Source organism: Glycomyces algeriensis (genome assembly GCF_027622855.1).
Taxonomy (GTDB): Bacteria; Actinomycetota; Actinomycetes; order Mycobacteriales; family Micromonosporaceae; genus Glycomyces; species Glycomyces algeriensis.
This window is the reverse complement of record NZ_JAPZVR010000014.1, coordinates 78859-97515: the sequence shown is the minus strand read 5'-3', so window position 1 is coordinate 97515 and position 18657 is coordinate 78859. Positions and strand designations below refer to the sequence as shown.

Sequence of the window (18657 nt, the reverse complement as noted above, 5' to 3'; positions counted from 1 at the left end):
AGAGTCCGGGCGCCCCACCGGCGCCCGGCTCCGTCTACTTGGCCGAGCGCTCGTTCTCGCTGCAGAAGGCCTCGTACATCTCGGCGAGGGTCTGCTTCTGCTTCGAGGTGAGGTCGCGGTCCGTGGCGATGGCCAGCGGCATCGCGGAGCCGTTCTCGGGCGTGAAGTTGGCCCTCAGGTACATGATCGGGGTGGTCATCCGCAGCGCCAGTGCCAGCTGCCGCAGGACCGCGCCGCTGGGGCGGCGCACACCGCGTTCGCCCTGGAGGTAGGGGTTCGAGACCCCGGCGGAGTCGGAGAGCTCCCGCGTCGCGACGTGGGCGCGTTTGCGCACGTCCCGGACGAATGAGCTGAAGTCGCGATCTGTCACCCGCGTCACCCTACGCGCCTTCACCCCGGACCGCCACCCGACCCTGCCTGGCCTTGCCGTCATTCGGTACTACCGGTTGACACGGCCCTCACCCGATCAGACGATATGAACAGGACTCGGGGAAGGGTTGCGTCTCAACCGCTCGCCGTCGCTGGAACCCAGCCGATACCATCGGGAGACGACGCGGCTATTCAAGGGAGCGTCACGGTCCGGATGGCGTCTGACGAGGAGGAGAACCGGTGAGCGTTCTGCAACGCTTGGAGAAACAACTGGAGGGCCTGTTCGAGGGCACCTTCAACAAGATGTTCAAGGGCGTTGTGCACCCGGTCGAGATCGCCAGCGCCATGCAGCGCGAGGCGGAGACCCACAAGGCGGTCCTCGCCGGCGGTCGCGTGCTGGTGCCGAACCGCTACGTCATCGACCTCTCCCCGCCCGACCACGACCGCCTCGCCCCGTACGCGGCGGCGCTGGCGCAGGAGCTGGCCCAGTCCCAGGCCGAGTTCATCGGCGAGAACGGCTGGACCGTCTACGGCGACGTGATCGTCGAGATCGAGCGCGGCGAAGGCCTCGACACCGGCATGTTCCGCGTGACCGCCGAGGTCGCGGCCCTCAACGAGGGTGTGGACCAGCCGGTCTCCGGCGGCGGCTACGGCCCCGCCCAGCAGCAGGCCCCCACGGGCCCGGTGCTGGTGACCGCCGACGGCCGCCAGTTCACGGTCGCCCACGGCGCCACGACGATCGGCCGCGGCGAGCAGGCCCAGATCCGCCTCCCCGACGTCGGCATCTCCCGCCGCCACGTGCGCGTCGACTTCGACGGCCGCCAGGTCTCGGTCACCGACCTCGGTTCCACGAACGGCACCCTGGTCAACGGCCAGCGGATCGCCACCGTCTCGATGCAGCCCGGCGACGTCATCCAAATAGGCACCACTTCCCTTACGCTCCAGGCCGGTTAGCGCCTGCGACCACGTGAAGCCCCGGTCCTCGCGGCCGGGGCTGCGTGCTACTCCGGGCCGGTCCCCACTGGTCTTCTTGAAAGCCCTGGGGCCCTTGCCCGTAGCGGTGGGACGACCGGCTCGGTCCGGCGGCTCGCCTCTGCACCCGTGCCACGGTGGGCTACCGTGTCGGGGACCGATCGTTCATTCGCTGGGAGCGCCGAATGCCTGAGATAGTCCAGACCGTCGCCCGGTTCGGGTTCCTCGTGCTGCTGTGGCTGTTCGTGTTCGCCGCCGCCCGGACGATCACCCGCGACCTCCTGGCCCAGCGCCGCCCTGCGACCGCCGGTCCCGGCGGCGCGGGCCCCGTTTCGGCTCCGCCGGCGCCCGGCGGGCGCGGCGGACAGCAGGCCGCGCACGCCGCGCAGTGGCTGGTGGTGACCACCGGCGAGCTCCAGGGCCGCCGGTTCGTGCTCTCCGGCCAGCCCATCTCGATCGGCCGCGCCCCCGATTCGACGATCGTCATCCGCGACGACTTCGCCTCCAACCGGCACGCCCGCGTGCGACCGCAGGACGGCCAGTGGGTGGTCGAGGACCTGGGCTCCACGAACGGCACCTACCTGGGGCGCGCTAGAGTCACTGCACCCACGCCGGTCCCGCTCGGGGTGCCCATCCGGATCGGGCGTTCCTCCTTCGAGCTGCGTCCCTAGCGGCGCGAGGAACGAGAGACGGCGATGTCGACATCGAACAGCGGGCGTGCCCGCGCTACGGCGGTTGATTCATGAGTTTGCACCTGCGATACGCGGCCATCTCCGACCGCGGGGTGGTGAGGCAAGGCAACCAGGACTCGGTGTTCGCCGGGGCCCATTTCATCGCCGTGGCCGACGGCATGGGCGGCATGGCCGCCGGCGACCTCGCCTCGGCCATCGTCATCAACACCGTCGCCCGGCTGGACGTGCCCCCGCCCGCCGACTCGGTCGTCGACGAACTCGCCGACGCCGTCGCCGACGCCAACCGCGCCATCCGCCGCTGCGTCGCCGACGACCCGCAGAAGGAGGGCATGGGCACCACGCTCACCGCCCTCTGGTTCGACGGCGAGTGGTTCAACCTCGTGCACATCGGCGACTCCCGGGCCTACCGCCTCCGGGAGGGCGGCTTCGAGCAGATCACCGTCGACGACACGTATGTGCAGATGCTCGTCGACGAAGGCCGCATCACCGCAGAGGAGGCTGAGCGGCACCCGCAGCGCTCCCTGCTGCTGCGCGCACTCGGCGCGGCCGAGGTCGAGCCCGCGTTCCAGACCATCAAGGGCGTCGCGGGCGACCGCATCGTCCTGTGTTCCGACGGCCTCTCCGGTCCCGTCTCGGACGCCGACATCGCCCGCACCCTGCAGAACGCCGCCACGCCGCAGGAGGCCGCCGAGACCCTGGTGCAGCAGGCGCTCGACGCCGGCGCCCCTGACAACGTGACCGTCCTCGTCGCCGACGTCGTGACCGAGGACCCGGGCGAGCAGCGCCAGCTCATCGGCGGCGCCGCCGCCGACGCGCGCCTCGCGGAATCGGACACGGCCGTGCTCCGCGCGGTCAAGGAGTCCGAGGAGACCGCGGACCCGGACGGCGAAGCCGAGGCGGCCGAGGCACAGCCGAAGGCCCGCAAGAAGGGCCGGGTGTGGCGCACGATCCTCGCCACGTTCATCGTGCTCGCCCTCATCGCCGGCGGCGGCGTGTGGTGGGCGCGCACGCAGTACTTCATCGGGGTCTCGGAGGCGGGCACCATCAGCCTCTACCGGGGCCTCCCTTTTGAGGTGGCGGGTTACCGGGTGGCGTGGCTCGACACGGACTCCGGTCGGCCCGCCGAGGACGCAGTGGACGCCGTCGAGGCCGACCTCGAGAACGGCAGGACCGTCGACGGCGGCGCGGCCGCCGCGGAGGACGCGCTGAGCGCCCTCGTCGACCCCGCCGCCGGCAACGACGACCTCGACCCGCTCTGCGCCGCAGCGGAAGGCGAGACCGAGGCCGCCCCGGTGGCCTCACAGGACTGTCGCGACGACTGAGCGTTGCCGATATAGGCTCGCAACGCAACCCGGACCGAGACGCAAGGGGAACTGATGGCCCAGCCGATGTCGGCGACCGCCCGGCCGGCGGGACCGTCCGAGCCGCCGCTCACTCCGCTGACGGGCATGCCCAAGCGCGTCTTCCGCGAGATCGTCATGCTCGTCATGGGCGGCGTCGCGGTCTTCCTCTTCCAACTCTCGATCGACGTGGCGCTCACTGACACCACCACTTCGGTGACCTACACGCTGCCGCTGCTCATCTTCATCGTCTCCATGTGCGCGTGGACTTCGGTGAAGATCCTCGCCCCGTACGCGGACCCGCTGTTCGTGCCGATCGCCGCGTTCCTCACCGGCATCGGCATCGTCTACATCCGGCGCATCGACCGCACCGCCCGGACCGACGACCCGCTCCCCGCCGACGCGGGGGTCTTCGCGGGCCAGGGCGGGCGCCAGCTCATGTACTACATGGCCGGCGTGGTCCTGCTGACCGTGCTCCTGCTCCTGGTGCGCAACCACCGCGTGCTGCGCGGGTACGCGTACATCCTGCTGTTCGCGGGCATCTTCCTCGCGGCGATCCCGGGCTTCCTGCCCGCGTCGATCTCGTCCTCGGGCGGCTCCAAGAACTGGATCCGCTTCGGCAGCTTCTCGGTGCAGCCCAGTGAGTTCGCGAAGCTGATGCTGCTGATCTTCTTCGCCGTGTACCTGGTGCGCAAGCGGGACATGCTCTCGGTGGCGGGCAAGAAGATCCTGGGCCTGCAGCTGCCGCGCATGAAGGACCTCGGCCCGATCGTCATCGTCTGGGCCGCCAGCCTCGTCATCCTCGTCATGGAGCGCGACCTCGGCACCTCGCTGCTGCTGTTCTCGATCTTCCTCTCGATGCTGTACATCGCGACGCGCCGCGCCTCCTGGATCGTCATCGGCCTCACCATGTTCATCGGCGGCTGCATCGCGATCTACCCGTTCTTCGGCCACCTCCAAGTGCGCGTGGCGATCTGGCTCGACCCGTGGAAGTACGAGTACGTCTACAGCGACGGCTCGACCCCGTCGTCGTGGCAGCTCGTGCAGGGCCTGGTCGCCATGAACTCGGGCGGACTCATCGGCAACGGGCCGGGCTCGGGCAACCCGAACATGATCCCCGCGTCCGAATCGGACTTCATCCTCGCCGCCATCGGCGAGGAGGTCGGGCTCATCGGCCTCATCGGCATCCTGATGCTGTACGCGATCCTCGTCCAGCGCGGCTTCAAGACCGGCATCATGTCCCGCGACCTGTTCGGCTCGCTCATGGCCGGCGGCCTCGCGTTCCTGGTGGCGTTCCAGCTGTTCGTGGTGCTCGGCGGCGTCACCGGGCTCATCCCGATGACCGGCCAGACCACGGCGTTCCTCGCCGCGGGCGGTTCCTCGCTCGTCGGCTCCTGGCTGCTCATCGGGCTCCTCGTGCGCGTCTCCGACGACGCCCGCAAGCCCTGGCAGGCCTCGTTCGGCCTGATGAAGACCGAGGCCCCGCCGGAATTCCTCGCCGAGCAGGCCGCCAAGCGCGCCGCCGAGCAGGCCGAGCTCGCGGGCGTCATGGACTCCGGTCCGATCCCCGGCGGCGACCAGCCGACCGAGCTCATCATCCCCGCGAACCTCCAGGGAGGCGGACCGACCGGCGGGACCACCATGGAGGAGGACGTGCTCCCGGGCGGCCCGGTCTCCGGCCCGCCGATGTCACCCCCGCCGTCCTCGTCGCCCCCGCAAGGCGGACCGCCCGGCTACCAGAGCCAGCCCGGCGGACCCACCGGCTACCAGGGCCCCCCCGGCGGACCCACCGGCCACCAGGGCCGCCCCGGCGGACCCACCGGCTACCCGAATCCGCCCGCCGGCCCGCAGTACCCGCCGCAGTCGCCCCCGCCGCCGCCCGGTTCGGCGTACGGCAGCCCGCCCCCGGGCGGGAACACGACCCGCCCCGCCCCGCAGACCCCGCCACCGCCGCCGAGCTCTGCCTTCGACAGTGCTCCTTACAAGAGCCGCCCCGAACCCCCGAACGGCTACGACGACAAGAGGAAAGAGGGCGGCGAATGAATCCGGCCCTGCGCCGCATGGGCGTCATCGCGCTGGTCCTGCTGGCCGCTCTCATGGTCCAGTCGACCTGGGTGGCGTTCTTCCACCACGAGGACTACGAGGGGCTGTCGAACGCCCGCACCCTCATCGCCGAGTACGAGGTCCCGCGCGGCCAGATCCTCGCCGGGGACACGGTGATCGCCGAGTCGGTCCCCACCGACGGAGGCTCCTACGGCTACCGGCGGAACTACCCCGAGGGCGACTACTTCGGGAACATCACCGGCTTCAAGTCGATCAATTACGGCGCGTCCAACCTCGAGGCGTACGAGAACTCGCTGCTCAACGGCACGAGCTCGCTCCTTGCCTTCGACGACTTCTGGGCCACGGTCCTCAAGGAGAACAAGACCGGCGGCAACGTGGTCACGACCATCGACGCGGACCTGCAGAAGGCCGCCTACGACGCCATCGCGGACGCCGGCGTCCAAGGCGGTGCGGTCGTGATCGACCCGAAGACCGGCCGCATCCTCGCCCAGGCCTCCTACCCGGGCTGGAACCCGACCGACGTCTCCTCGAACAACGGCGAGACCGCCGAGGAGGCCAAGAAGGCGCTCGACGACTCCGGCGACATGCTCGACCTCACCCGCCAGGAGTACTTCCCCCCGGGGTCGACGTTCAAAACGCTCGTGGCCGCCGCGTACATCGAGAACGGCGGCAAGGCCGACGACATGGTCCCGGCCGGGAACGGCTACACCGCGCCGGACACGAACCACGAGATCAAGAACTCCAGCGCCCAGTGCCCCGATGAGGAGTACACGCTCGAGAAGGCCTTCGAGCTCTCGTGCAACACCACGTTCGCGCGGATGTGCGTCGAGGACCTGACCGTCGATCAGATCACCGAGATCACCGAGGCGTTCGGCTTCGGGGAGACCTACGAGACCCCGCTGTCGACTGCGGCCTCAGGGACCGGCGACCTGTCCGAGGACGCCTTCCGCGCACAGGCCTGTATCGGCCAGCAGGACGTCGTGGAGACGGTCCTGCAGAACGCGGTCGTCGCCGCGACCATCGCCAACGGCGGGGACCGCATGGCGCCGCAGATCATCGCCGAGCTCACCGACTCCGAGGGCAACACCGTCCAGAACTTCGCCGAGGACAACCTGGGCCGGTCGATCGACCTCGACACCGCCCAGGAACTGCAGATCCTCATGGAGGCCGTGGTCGAGAACGGGACCGGCCGGACCGCGCAGATCGACGGCTACACCGTCGGCGGCAAGACCGGCACCGCCCAGCACTCCGACTCCAGTGACAACCCCGAGCCCGACCACGGCTGGTTCCACGGGTACGCCATGGACAAGGACGGCGAGCCCGCCGTCGCCGTCTGCGTGTTCCTCGACTCGTACGGCGACGGGGCCTCCGCCAAGGCCGCCGAGATCTCCGGCGACCTCATGGAGCAGGTCCTGGAAGGCGGCGAGGAATGACCGGTCGCGAGGGCCTGCAGCCCCGCAGGGCTCCCGACCGGAACCGCGATCAGAGCCGAGGTCAGGGCCACGGCCGAAACCGCAGCCGGGACCACGTCCGGGAATGATTGCGGCAAAGACACAGTTTCCTCACGATCCCCTGACGTAGCAACCGAACGGCGCACCCGAACGTGGATCTTCAGAGAGGTCGGGGCCGAGGTGTCGCGCGGCAGTGCCGCCGCACGACGAACCAGGAGCTGAGCGGCCTGCCAGTAGACTGAAGCGTCGATCCCCCCGGAGCTGATCCCTCCCCGACAACGAGGAGACGCCGTGTTGAGCCCCGAAATGCTGCTCGGGCAACGCTATCGCCTGCGCGAACGCATTGCCGTGGGCGGCATGGGCGAGGTCTGGCGGGCCGAGGACACCGTGCTCGAACGCACCGTGGCCGTGAAGGCGATGCTCCCCGCGCTGCTGAGCGAGCCTGGTTTCGCCAAGCGGTTCATCGCCGAGGCGAAGATGGTCGCCGGCCTCACCCACCCGCACATCGTCAACGTGCACGACTTCGGCAACGCCGACCTGCCCAGCGGCGAGACCACCGCCTACCTGGTGATGGAGTTCATCGAGGGCAAGTCCCTCGCCGACCTCATCGCCGAACGCGGCCGGCTCGACGCCCGCGAGCTCATGCCGATCATCGCCGCCACCGCCGAGGCCCTCCAGCAGGCCCACGAGCGCGGGATCATCCACCGCGACATCAAGCCCGGCAACATCCTGGTGCGCGACCGGGACGGCCAGGCCGTCCTCACCGACTTCGGCATCGCCCGCTCCGGCGCGTCCGGCGACCTCACCGCCACCGGCTCCGTCATGGGCACCGCCTCCTACATCGCCCCTGAGCAGGCCGAAGGCACCGGTGTGGTGCCCGCCTCGGACATGTACTCGCTCGGGGTCGTGGCCTTCCACGGCCTCACCGGGCACCGGCCGTTCCAGGCCGAGAACCCCATCGAGCTCGCCCTCCACCACGTGCGCACCCCGCCCCCGCCGCTCCCGCAGGACATCCCGCCGGGCGTGCGGGCGTTCGTCGAGCGCTCCCTGGTCAAGAACCCGCACCAGCGGTTCGCCAGCGCCACCGAGATGGCCGCGCTCGCGCGCATCGCCGTGGACGCCAACCCGGATTCGACCTCGGTCATGCCGCCGGTCGGCCAGCTTCCGCGCCGCGCGGGCGTGGTCAGCATGGGCGGGCCGCCCGCGGGCGTTGCCGACCCGGTGACCGCTTCCCCGCCGATGCCGATGGGGGGCCAGGTCCCGCCCGGTTCCTCCCCTCCGGGCATCAACCTGGGAGCCCCGCAGCCGCCTGCGGCGTCCAACCCGGGCGCCAACCGGACCCTGATCAAGGTGCTCGCGGGCGTTGTCGCCCTCGTCGTGGTCGGCGGTATGGTGTTGCTGCTCCTCAACCTGGTGAACGGCGGCGGCACGCCGTCGGACGACAACGACCCGAGCGACCAGGTCGAGCAGAGCGAGCAGGGCGCCGACGAGCCGTCCGACGACGCCACGACCCCGCAGGAAGAGCCCTCGTCCAACGGCATGGAAATGCCCACGATGGGCGATCGGACCTGCAACCAGCTGACGGAGAACTGTAACTGATAGCGGGTTTTCGGGCCTGCTCGTGCCATTAGAATCAAGCCGCGATGAACGGAACACGAGGACGTAAAACGCGATGACCACTGAGCCCCGCCTGCTAGGCGGCAGATACGAGATCGGCGAGGTCGTCGGTTACGGGGGGATGGCTGAAGTCCACCGTGGCCGGGACCTGCGACTCGGCCGCGATGTGGCGGTGAAGCTGCTGCGGGCCGACCTCTCTCGCGACGAGTCCTTCCTCATCCGGTTCCAGCGCGAGGCCCAGAACTCCGCGTCGCTCAACCACCCCAACATCGTCGCGGTGTTCGACACCGGCGAAGACGGCGGCATCCCGTACATGGTGATGGAGTTCGTCAACGGCCGGACCCTCAAAGAGGTCCTGCTCGCCGAGGGCCGCTTCGACGCGGCGACGGCGTGCGAGGTCGTGGCCGACATGTGCTCGGCCCTGGACTTCAGCCACAAGCACCACATCATCCACCGGGACGTCAAGCCCGGCAACGTGATGCTCTCGGACACCAACCAGGTCAAGGTCATGGACTTCGGCATCGCCCGGGCCCTGGCCTCGAACCAGGCGACCATGACGCAGACCAGCGCGGTCATCGGCACCGCGCAGTACCTCTCCCCGGAGCAGGCGCGCGGCGAGACCGTGGACGCCCGCTCGGACGTGTACGCGGTCGGCTGCGTCCTCTACGAACTCCTGGTGGGTCACCCGCCGTTCACCGGCGACAACCCCGTCTCCGTCGCCTACCAGCACGTGCGCGAGGAGGCCCGGCCGCCTTCGGAGCTGAACCCGGCCATCCCCGCCTCGGTCGACGCCGTGATCATGAAGGCCCTCGCGAAGAACCCCGAGAACCGGTACCACTCGGCCGGCGAGATGCGCGAGGACCTGATCCGCGCCGCGCGCGGGCAGGCCGTGATGGCCCCCGCGGTGATGAACGCGGGGGACCGCACGCAGCTGCTCGCCGGCGCCGACTCCACGGCCCCGATCACCCCGATCGCGACCTCTTCGAGCAAGCGCCGCCCGTGGCTGATCGCCTTGGGGGTGATCCTCTCGCTCATCGCGGTCACCGCCGCTTCCTGGGGAATCATGAAGATGCTCGAGGAATCGGCGACGGTGGCCGTGCCGAACGTCGTGGGTCAGGAGCGGGCGGAGGCGGAGACGACGCTCACCGATGCGGGCTTCGAGGTGACGGTCGAGGAAGTCCCGGCGGAGGTCCCCGACGACGAGAACATCGGGCGCGTCACCGACCAGGACCCCGATGCGGACACGGAGGTCTCCGAGAACTCCGAGGTGACGCTCACCGTGATGATCGCACCGGAGGACGTCACGGTCCAGGACGTCGTGGGCGACAAAGTCGAAGAGGCCACCGAGAAGCTCGAGGGACAGAACCTCACGGTCAAGGTCGTCCAAGAGGCGAGCACCCTGCCGTCCGGCGAGGTGCTGGAGCAGACTCCTAAGGGCGGGAGCGAGGTCCCGCCGACCACTGAGGTCACGCTGACCGTCTCCGAGGGCGGCCGGGCCACGGTGCCCGACGTGTTCGGCATGACCGTCGACCGGGCGACCCAGACGCTCGACGACGCCGGATTCGGCGTCCAGGTCGAGTACGGCAACGGGGGCGAGCAGGAAGGGGTCGTGTATGCGCAGGACCCAGGCGCCGACTCGAACGAGGAAGAGAACTCCACGGTGACCATCACCGCCCAGGGCGTGGTGATCACGTGGGATGCCACGACCGCCCCGGCGGCACTGCAGACGACGCTGCAGGGTCTCGGGCTCACCGTGACCATCGAGGGTGACGCGACCGCGACGACCATTGAGTCCGTCACGGGTGAGGAAGGCCAGATCACCAGCGGCACGGCTGTCAAGCCTGGCGCTGCGGTGACCATCACCGCGGCTGAGGACGACGGCGGTGGAGGCGGCGACGAGACCACCACGCCGGCAGATGAGAGCTGTACGCCACTGGACCCGACCTGCAACAACGGGGATTAGCGCGAGACGTGAGAAAAGCGAGGGCCCGGACGCGACAGCGTCCGGGCCCTCGCTGCTTGGTGTACCGACGATTAACCTACCGCTCACGTAGGCTACCTCTGAGGTAGGCTACCTTCATGGTAGGTTTTGTGAGCAGGCGAAACGAGCTGGCGGCGCTTGACCGTTGGTGGAGCGTCGAGCGCGCCCGGCCGGGTCTGGTATGGGGTCGACGCCGAGTGGGCAAGACTGCGCTGATCACCCATTTCGCTCGTGACAAGCGCATGGTGTTCTACACCGGCGTGGGCGGCACCGCCGATTTCGAGCTCCGCGGCCTGTCCGAGGAGACCGTGCAGCTCAGTACCCCTGAACGGAATCTCGCCGAGCACCCGTTCAGGGACTGGCGCGACGCGCTGCGGTTCCTGTTCGCCCGCGCCGAGGAAGCCCCGCTGCTCCTGGTCCTCGACGAATTCCCCGAACTCCTGGTCGGGTCCCCGGAACTTCCCGGCATCCTTCGTGCCGAACTCGACCGCCACGGCGGCACGCCGCCTTTGAAGATCCTGCTCTCAGGGTCGTCGATGCGTGCCATGTGGCAGATGCAGGAGTACCGCGCCCCGCTCTACGGCCGCTTCGACCTCACGCTCCAACTCCATCCGTTCCGACCGCACGAGGTGCCGGAGATCCTCACTGGACTCGCGCCGGCCGATTGCGCCCTCGTCTACGGCATCCTCGGAGGCGTGCCGCTCTACTTGACGATGTGGCGGCAGGATGAGTCGATCGAGGCGAATCTGAGCGGTCTGCTCCTGAGCAGCGAGACGCCGCTCTACAACGAGGGCAAGCTGATCCTGGCGACTGAGCTCGGGTCGGGACAGCTGGCGGGCCAGGTCCTCACCGCGATAGCGAACGGCCGCATCCGGTTCCATGAGATCGCCGATGCGGTCGGGACGGACCCGAGTCGGTCGATCGAGCGCTTGGTCGAGCTGCGGCTGATCGAGCGCATCCTGCCCGTCACCGAGAACCCCGACAAGCACCGGCGCAAGATCTACCGGATCAAGGACAATTTCCTGCGCTTCCATCTCGGAGTGCTGGGACGGTACCGGTCCAGGATCGAGGCGGGGGCGCTCCAGACTGTATTGCCCAACGTGGTCGCGTCGCTCGACGATTTCATGGGGGACGCTTGGGAGGACGCCTTCAGGGATCACCTGGCGTTGCGCGCGGAGGAGATCGACCCCGAGACGGTGGACATCGGTCCCTGGTGGCGCGGCGACGGGCAGGACGAGCTCGACGCCGTCGCCCTCGCGGGCAGAGAGCGACGCCCGGTCCTCGTCGGAGAGGCCAAGTGGGCGAAGAGGGTGCGGGCCCCGCGCATTCTCGAACGTATGCGCGCCAAGGCTGCTCACCTGGTCGACGATCCTGGACGACTGCGGTACGCGATCGCCGCCCGCGAGGAAGTCGAGGACGCCCCTGAGGGGGTCTGGACGATGAACGCGGATGATCTGTTCTCACTCCGAACTGAGGACTCCTGCCCGCGGGCCGCGGCGGCGTGGGCGATACCGGAACGCCGCGCTTCCCGCTGCAATGGGAATTGCAGTGGGAAGCGCGCCGTGACTTGCGGGGTGGGTTGGTTAGTTGAGGTCGCCGGTCTTGATCGCGGTGAGGAGGCCGGACCAGGTGGCGGTGTCGAGGAGGAGGTGCGGGAAGTCGCCGGTGGTCGGGAGCTTCGAGTCCCGGACCGCGACGGTTGCTGCCACAGGCGCAACCTCGACACAGTTGCCGGTTCCGCTGCGGCTGGATTTCTTCCACGGAGCGGTGTGGATGCAGGCCACCTCGACACATTCCCCGTTGCCTGCGCTCCGGCTCGATTTGCGCCATGGAAGTGAACTCATTTCAAGCATTACTCGCTCCTGCCTCGGACGATTCTCACCCGATGCTACTCGCGAGCTCTCGAATCCTTCCGAGAGATTCCTGCTCCGACAGAGCGAGTTTGCGCAGCCTGTCATGGGCATCCTGGTACACGGTGAAGTGCTCCGGTTCTTCAAGAACATGCCCCTGGGTGAAATTCTCAAGGTAGACGACAGGCTCATCCATTGAGTCGGGGAACTGAAGCAGAGAGTATGGGCCGGTCATCGCCGGATGGCCGCCCGCGCCGAACGGGAGAACCTGGATTGAGACATTCGGAAGCGCGGTAAGTTCCGCAAGGTGTTCGAGTTGCGTGCGAAACGCCATCGCCGAGCCGAGTGGCCGCAGTAGTACCGCCTCGTTGAGCACTGCCGAGATCGATACAGGGTTCTCTCGGTGCAAGATCTCCTGCCTCTGAAGTCGGGCCGCCACTTTCTGGTCAGTGTCGGTGCCATCGGAGGTCAGGCCGAAGATGGCCCGCGCATAGTCCTTCGTCTGGAAGAGGCCTGGAACCACCTCCGCCTGGTAGGTCGAGATTTGCGTAGCGTCTTCCTCAAGGCCTACGTAGAAGCCGAACCAGTCGGGCATGACATCGCTGTAGTTATGCCACCAGCCGCGTTCGGTCGCGCCGCGCGCGAGTTCGATCAAAGCCTCGGCCGCGTCGCCGGTCACCCCGTAGAGCGCCAACGCGGCGCGGACGACCACTGGACGCGCGGTGATCTCGCGGTTTTCGATGCGCCCCAGGTTCCCGGGGCTCATGTCGAGCGCTTTAGCCGCCTGGCCCTTCGTCATACCGGTTTTCTCTCGCAATCGGCGCAGCTCCTGCGCGATGCGCCGACGCTTGACTGTGGGACTCCTCATCGCGGCCATGCACTAAGTTTCCCACGCGTGATCATCCGGAAGCCATCACTCAATCAGGTGAATCGTGATTATGCAACTTGCGTGAGATGGGGGTGGCGCGTACGGTTGGTGTCATGGCCATTAAGCCACGAACTCCGCACTGGGTTGCCGAGGGAACGGTGCTGACTCGCAGGTCGGCTGGTTCAGGTGGGGACCGGTCGGCGCAAACCGATCCGGCGACCCGGCTCGCTCCTTCGGAGACCTAGACCGAAGGAGCGAGCCACAACAGGGCTTTCGCCCACGCACACAACCGTATAGAGCCACACACAGACTGCGGCCCGCGCTGGTTCGAATCTTTGGACGGAATCACCCAGCGCGGGCCGCTTACCTAGAGAAATCGGAGCTTCTCATGGGTCTTATCAGCGTACCCGTCGACCCCGTGCCGGCCTGGGCCAAGATCGACCTGCAACTGCACCAGCCCTACCACACCTTTCTTGGTCTCGGCCGTGTGCGCTGCGACTGGTGCGGCGAGAAGTGGGGCCGTCACGGCTGTTCTTCCCGCGAATCGGCGGCGCGACTCTTCCTCTACACCACCACTCGCACCCAGAAGGCCGCTGCGCTCGACTCGGGCGAGATCACCCCCGACGACCTCCGGCTCCGTCGTCGCACCCCCGCCCGTCACCGCCGCAAGCCCAGTCCGCACCCGCGCCGACAACCGCCGGTCAATCCGCTTGCAGCCCTTGGCATCACCGAGCTTGCGGCTGTACTCCGATGATCGAGCCCCGCCAACGCGACACCACCGCCGACTCACCCGACTGGGTCCGCCTCGACGAGTTCTACATCGGCATCGGCGGCGGTGACCGCCTCCGTCTCACTGTCTTCCGCAGCACCACCGACCCCGAACTCCACCGCCTCGTCTCCGACGAGATGACCAGCGCCGGACCCCGCCTCATCGCCGTCTTCACCGAACCGCCCGGCGACCGCGAGGAATGGCACCCGGCCTGGCGGACCGACCAGATGCGTCCGACTGTCGAAAGGCAAGCCAGAGCCCTCGCCTGTGCATGAGCCAGGCCGGACAATCGGCGGATGCGGTCGGGTTCGGGTTCCGATACCCGTAGGCGACCGGAACCGGTTGTTCGGCAACGACATCAGATGGCTTAGACGCAGCAGGGCCCCGGCCTTGTTCCGCGGGTTGCGCGTGAACTCTGGCCGGGGCCCTGCTTCTCTTGTTAGCCGCGCGTCGACCCGCCTCGGTCCTGCGCGGCTCCGGGCCGGGGTTGTTGACCCGGTCCGAGCTTGTGTGCTCTGTGGAGTGAGGGGCTCCCCGGGCGCGAGCAGGTCGCCCGGGGAGCTGGACCGCGGCCCGAAGGCCCGTCCGAGGAACCGGCCCGGAGGCCGGTCCCAGGTGGGTGTTAAGCCGGCTCGATGCCGCCCTCGAGGAGGCGGACCATGATCGGGTTGTCGAAGTACACGTCGTTGAGCGCGTACGCACCCGGGTCGATCGCCGCCACGCGAGCGCCCTCGACGCCGTAGCTGACACGCTGGTTCAGGAACAGCGGCAGACGCGGCAGGGTCTCGTTGAACACGATCCCCAGCGTCTTGTTCGCAGCGGCCTGCTCCTCCTCGGTGCCCTGCTGGGCCTTGAGGTAGACATCGTTGACGTTCACCTTGCCCTGGCTCGGCGAGTCGACCTCGTTGGTCGGGATGCCCATGCCCGCGGCGTCGGCGGTGCCGGCGTTGTCCGTGAACCAGGCCATCTGCCAAGAGCCGTAGGCGTAAGGCACGAACGGGTTCGCCCACTGGCGCACCGCGATGTCGTAGTCGCCCGCGCCCCAGATGCCCCACGGGTTGTCCTCGGGGACGCTCTTGTACGAGACCTCGAGGCCGAACTCGGTGAGCTGGGCCGCGGCCTGCTCACCGGAGAGCACGAAGTCGGTCCAGCCCTCGACGCCGGTGATGGCGTACTTGGCCTTGTCGCCCGCCGGGGTGTGCCAGCCGTCGGACTCCTTCTTCCAGCCCGCCTCGGTCAGCAGCGTCTCCGCCTTGGCGTGGTCCGGCGCGTAGAACTCCAGCTCGACGTCGTCGAACAGGCCCTCCGCGTGCGGGTCGGGCAGACCCGAGTAGGTCGCCGGGATGTAGTAGCCGCCGTTGCCCTTCGCGATCTCGCCGATGGACTCGCCGTCGAGGATGTACATGAACGCCTTGCGCACCCGCGCGTCGGCGAACTCCGGGAACCGGCCCTGGTTGAGCATCAGGCCGATGCCGTCGAAGCCCGGCGTCGAGAGCTCCTTGAGCCCGTCCACGTCGGCGATGGTCTGGCGGTCGGTCGCGCCGAGCACCTGGGTGCAGTAGTCGATCTCGCGCGAGAGCAGCATCTGCACGGCCGCGGCGTTGTCGCCCGCCTGGACCTCGACCTTCGCGAACTTCACCTTGTCGGCGAACAGCCCGTCCGGGTGGACCTTGAAGCTGATGACCGTCTCGCCGATCTGGTCGAACTGGTACGCGCCGCTGGTGATCGGGTCCTCGTCCTTGAAGTCGACGGCCGCGATCTTCTCCGCGAGCGCCGACTGCTCCGGGCTGCCCTGGATGGCACCGGCTTCGACCAGGCCCTGGGCCTCGTCCATCCACTCGCCGTAGCGGGCGTGCGGCAGGATCTGGGCCTTCAGCGCACCGTGCTCGACGCCGGGGAACGCCGCCGAGTACGTCACGGTGACCGTGGTGTCGTCGTCGGCCGTGGCCGAGAGCAGCTGGTCCCAGCCGACCGTGCCCTGCGCGGCGTTCAGCTTCTGCAGGTAGATCGTGCCCACGACGTCCTTAGCGGTGACGGCGTTGCCGTCGGTCCACTTGACACCGGATCGCAGCTTGATCGTCAGGGTCTTGTCGACCAGCTCGACCGACTCGGCCAGCTGCGGGATCCACTCCAGCGTCTCCCAGTCGAGGATCGCCGGGCGGGGGAGGAACAGCTCCGCGACGGGCGCGGGGACCAGCAGCGCGGCGTTGTTGATCGCCGCGTTGTGGTGCTGGGTGGTGATGTCGAACGGGTAGACGTAGATGAAGGTGCCGCTGGCGCCTTCGCCTTCCGAGCCTTCGGCCTGGCAGGCGCCGAGGACGCCCGCGGTCGCAACGGCGCCGGCGCCGAGGCCGACCGCCTGCATGAGGTTGCGTCGGCTGAGCTCGAATCGCTGAGAGGTCATCGCCGTTTCCTTTCAATCAATGTAGAGGGCAGTGATGTGTATGAGATGGAGCAGGGGTACCGAGGTCAGATGGCTGATTCGGGTTCGGGCCGCCGAGAGCCGGGGACGGCGTCGAAGGTGAGCGTGCGGTCGTCGACCGGCACGCGGTCGCGGGCGACCACGTGGCAGGCCACGTTCCTTCGCGACGCGAGCTGCAGCAGCGGCCGCTCGCCGTCGCACAGACCCGGCTCGAAAGCCGGACACCGCGGGTGGAAGGCGCACCCCGCGGGCAGGTCGTGGAGGCTCGGGATCTCCGCCGAGCGGAGCTGCTCGGTGGAGCGGTTGGCCTTCGCCAGGTCCGGGTCCGGCTCGCACACCGCGCCGATGAGGGCCTTGGTGTACGGGTGCTGGGGGTTCCCGATGACCTCCGGGGTGGGGCCGTGCTCGACGACCTTGCCCAGGTACATGACCGCGATCTCGCCGTCCCACGCGAAGTACTTCGCGACGGCCAGGTCGTGGGTGATGAACAGGAAGCCGACGTCGAGCTCGTCGCGCAGCCGCCCGAGGGTGTTGAGGAGGCTCACCCGGATCGAGACGTCCAGCATGGACGTCGACTCGTCGCAGATGAGCAGCTTCGGGTCCATCGCCAGCGAACGCGCGACGTTCACGCGCTGCCGCTGGCCGCCCGAGAGCTGGTGCGGGTACGAGTCCAAGTAGGACTCTGGCGGCGTGAGGTCCACCAACCGCAGCAGGTCCGCGGCCTTCGCGCGGGCCTCGGCCCGGCCCTTGACCAGGCCGTGCCGCTTGAGACCCGCGGTGAGCGTCGAGAAGACGGTGCGGGTCGGGTTGAGCGCGGCGTACGGGTCCTGGTGGATGTACTGCACCGAGCGCCGGTAATCGGTGCGCTCGGCCGCGTTCATCTCCGTCAGCGACTTGCCGCGGAACTCGACGGCGCCGCTCGTGGGCCGGGTGATCCCGGCCGCCGCGCGGGCGGTCGTGGTCTTGCCGCAGCCGGACTCGCCGACCAGGCACAGGACCTTGCCGGCCTTGACCTCCAGGTCGACGCCGCCGACGGCGGCGACCGGGCCCTTGCGGGTGTCGAAGACCTGCTCCAGGCCCGACAGCTTCAGCAGCGGTGACTCAGACATCGGCGGTCTCGCTTTCGACAGTGCTCCGGGCGTCGCCTTCGACAGTGCTTCCGGCGTCGCTTGCGACGGTGCTTCGGACGCCGCTCGCGACGGTGCTCGCGGGTCGGTCGGCGCTCGTGTCGTCGCACTTGCGCTCGAAGCGCACCTGGTCGTGGTGCAGGCAGGCCGCCGTGTGGCTCATGCCGAGCGGGCGCTCGGCGAGCAGGTCGAGGTCGATCCGCTCGCGCTTGCACGCGTCCGTGGCGAACGCGCACCGCGGGTGGAACGCGCAGCCGCTCGGCATCGCCTTGAGGCTCGGCGGGTAGCCGGGGATCGACTCCAGCTGGGGCCGCGCGCCCTTGACGGGCATGACCGCGTTGATGAGCCCGGCCGTGTACGGGTGCTTCGGCTCGTAGAAGATGTCGCGCGCCGAACCGGTCTCGATGATCCGCCCGGCGTACATGGTGGCCACCCGGTCTGCGAGCTCGGCGGCGAGGCCCAGGTCGTGGGTGATGAACACCATCGTGAACCCGAACTTCTTGCGCAGCTCGTGGAGCTGCTGCACGATCGAGCGCTGCGTCAGCAGGTCCAGGGCCGTGGTCGGCTCGTCCAGGACCAGCACCTGCGGGTCCAGGGCGATCGCGAGCGCGATGAGCGCGCGCTGCTTCATGCCGCCCGACAGCTCGTGCGGGTAGGACTGGAGCACCCGGTCGGGGTCGAGCCGCACGGTCTCCAGGAGCTCCCCGGCGCGGGCGTCGACCGCGGCCTTCGTCCACTTCTTCTTGCCGTCCGAGTGGTCCTTCAGGGTGTCGGCGAAGTGGTCGCGGATCTTGATCACCGGGTTGAAGGCGTTCATCGCGCCCTGGAAGACCATCGCGGCCTCGGCCCAGCGGAAGCGGCGCAGCTGCTCCTGCTTCATCTTCAGGAGGTCCGCTTTGGAGCCGTCCTTCAACCGGTACGTCAGGGAGCCGGACGTGATCTCGCCCAGGCCCGGCAGGAGCCGCAGCAGGCCCAGCCCGAGCGTGGTCTTGCCGCAGCCGGACTCGCCGACGAGCGCCAGCGACTGCCCCTCGTAGAGGTCCAGGTCGATGCCGCTGACAGCGGTCACCGACTCCTTGCGGCCGGTCTTGTACGCGATCGAGAGGTCGCGGACGCTGAGAATCGGGTCGGTCAT

General features: G+C 68.8%; 15 protein-coding genes and 1 pseudogene. 10 read left to right on the top strand and 6 right to left on the bottom strand.

What is annotated here, in order from left to right; genetic code table 11:
- Positions 1–34 precede the first annotated feature (34 nt).
- Positions 35–370, bottom strand: a complete 336-nt coding sequence (locus tag O2L52_RS20415; protein ID WP_270117844.1) for a helix-turn-helix domain-containing protein — start codon at positions 368–370, stop codon at positions 35–37.
- A 239-nt stretch (positions 371–609) separates the two neighbouring features.
- Here O2L52_RS20415 and O2L52_RS20410 point away from each other — a divergent pair, with 239 nt between their 5' ends.
- From O2L52_RS20410 to O2L52_RS20375, 8 genes and pseudogenes are all read left to right on the top strand, one after another.
- The gene (locus O2L52_RS20410) at positions 610–1323 is read left to right on the top strand and encodes an FhaA domain-containing protein (RefSeq protein WP_270117843.1); all 714 of its coding nucleotides are present in this window, start codon (positions 610–612) and stop codon (positions 1321–1323) included.
- Between the two features lie 203 nt (positions 1324–1526).
- The gene (locus O2L52_RS20405; RefSeq protein WP_270117842.1) at positions 1527–2012 is read left to right on the top strand and encodes an FHA domain-containing protein FhaB/FipA; all 486 of its coding nucleotides are present in this window, start codon (positions 1527–1529) and stop codon (positions 2010–2012) included.
- Between the two features lie 71 nt (positions 2013–2083).
- Entirely contained in the window at positions 2084–3355 is a 1272-nt protein-coding gene (locus tag O2L52_RS20400; RefSeq protein WP_270117841.1) for a PP2C family protein-serine/threonine phosphatase, read from the top strand.
- A 54-nt stretch (positions 3356–3409) separates the two neighbouring features.
- Positions 3410–5416 (top strand): FtsW/RodA/SpoVE family cell cycle protein, encoded by a 2007-nt coding sequence (locus O2L52_RS20395; protein ID WP_270117840.1) that lies wholly within the window; start codon positions 3410–3412, stop codon positions 5414–5416.
- Positions 5413–6870 carry a penicillin-binding transpeptidase domain-containing protein gene (locus O2L52_RS20390; RefSeq protein WP_270117839.1) on the top strand — a complete coding sequence of 486 codons (1458 nt, stop codon included), beginning with the start codon at positions 5413–5415 and terminating at the stop codon, positions 6868–6870. Before O2L52_RS20395 ends, O2L52_RS20390 begins: the two co-directional genes overlap by 4 nt.
- A gap of 309 nt (positions 6871–7179) precedes the next feature.
- A complete protein-coding gene (locus tag O2L52_RS20385; RefSeq protein WP_270117838.1) occupies positions 7180–8487 on the top strand; it encodes a serine/threonine-protein kinase in 1308 nt (435 codons plus the stop codon).
- A gap of 73 nt (positions 8488–8560) precedes the next feature.
- Complete coding sequence (gene pknB, locus O2L52_RS20380; protein ID WP_270117836.1) at positions 8561–10468, top strand: Stk1 family PASTA domain-containing Ser/Thr kinase; 1908 nt, start codon at positions 8561–8563, stop codon at positions 10466–10468.
- A 116-nt stretch (positions 10469–10584) separates the two neighbouring features.
- Positions 10585–11781: pseudogene (locus tag O2L52_RS20375) on the top strand (ATP-binding protein); the annotation flags it as partial.
- A gap of 288 nt (positions 11782–12069) precedes the next feature.
- On the opposite strand, the gene O2L52_RS25500 reads toward O2L52_RS20375, so the two are convergent.
- Positions 12070–12330 carry a DUF397 domain-containing protein gene (locus O2L52_RS25500; protein ID WP_270117861.1) on the bottom strand — a complete coding sequence of 87 codons (261 nt, stop codon included), beginning with the start codon at positions 12328–12330 and terminating at the stop codon, positions 12070–12072.
- Positions 12331–12364: 34 nt separating this feature from the next.
- Entirely contained in the window at positions 12365–13213 is an 849-nt protein-coding gene (locus O2L52_RS20365; protein WP_270117834.1) for a helix-turn-helix domain-containing protein, read from the bottom strand.
- A gap of 379 nt (positions 13214–13592) precedes the next feature.
- Between O2L52_RS20365 and O2L52_RS20360 the strand changes: the two genes are divergently transcribed.
- Positions 13593–13958: a hypothetical protein gene (locus O2L52_RS20360; RefSeq protein WP_270117833.1), complete on the top strand. Its 366-nt coding sequence runs from the start codon at positions 13593–13595 to the stop codon at positions 13956–13958.
- Positions 13955–14248 (top strand): hypothetical protein, encoded by a 294-nt coding sequence (locus tag O2L52_RS20355; RefSeq protein WP_270117831.1) that lies wholly within the window; start codon positions 13955–13957, stop codon positions 14246–14248. The genes O2L52_RS20360 and O2L52_RS20355 overlap by 4 nt, the downstream gene beginning before the upstream one ends.
- A gap of 347 nt (positions 14249–14595) precedes the next feature.
- Here O2L52_RS20355 and O2L52_RS20350 read toward each other — a convergent pair whose 3' ends face one another.
- The 3 genes from O2L52_RS20350 to O2L52_RS20340 form a co-directional block, all read right to left on the bottom strand.
- Positions 14596–16377, bottom strand: coding sequence for an ABC transporter substrate-binding protein (locus O2L52_RS20350; RefSeq protein ID WP_270117829.1), 1782 nt, complete (start codon positions 16375–16377; stop codon positions 14596–14598).
- A gap of 65 nt (positions 16378–16442) precedes the next feature.
- Positions 16443–17504: an ABC transporter ATP-binding protein gene (locus tag O2L52_RS20345; RefSeq protein WP_270117828.1), complete on the bottom strand. Its 1062-nt coding sequence runs from the start codon at positions 17502–17504 to the stop codon at positions 16443–16445.
- Positions 17497–18657 carry an ABC transporter ATP-binding protein gene (locus O2L52_RS20340; RefSeq protein WP_270117827.1) on the bottom strand — a complete coding sequence of 387 codons (1161 nt, stop codon included), beginning with the start codon at positions 18655–18657 and terminating at the stop codon, positions 17497–17499. The genes O2L52_RS20345 and O2L52_RS20340 overlap by 8 nt, the downstream gene beginning before the upstream one ends.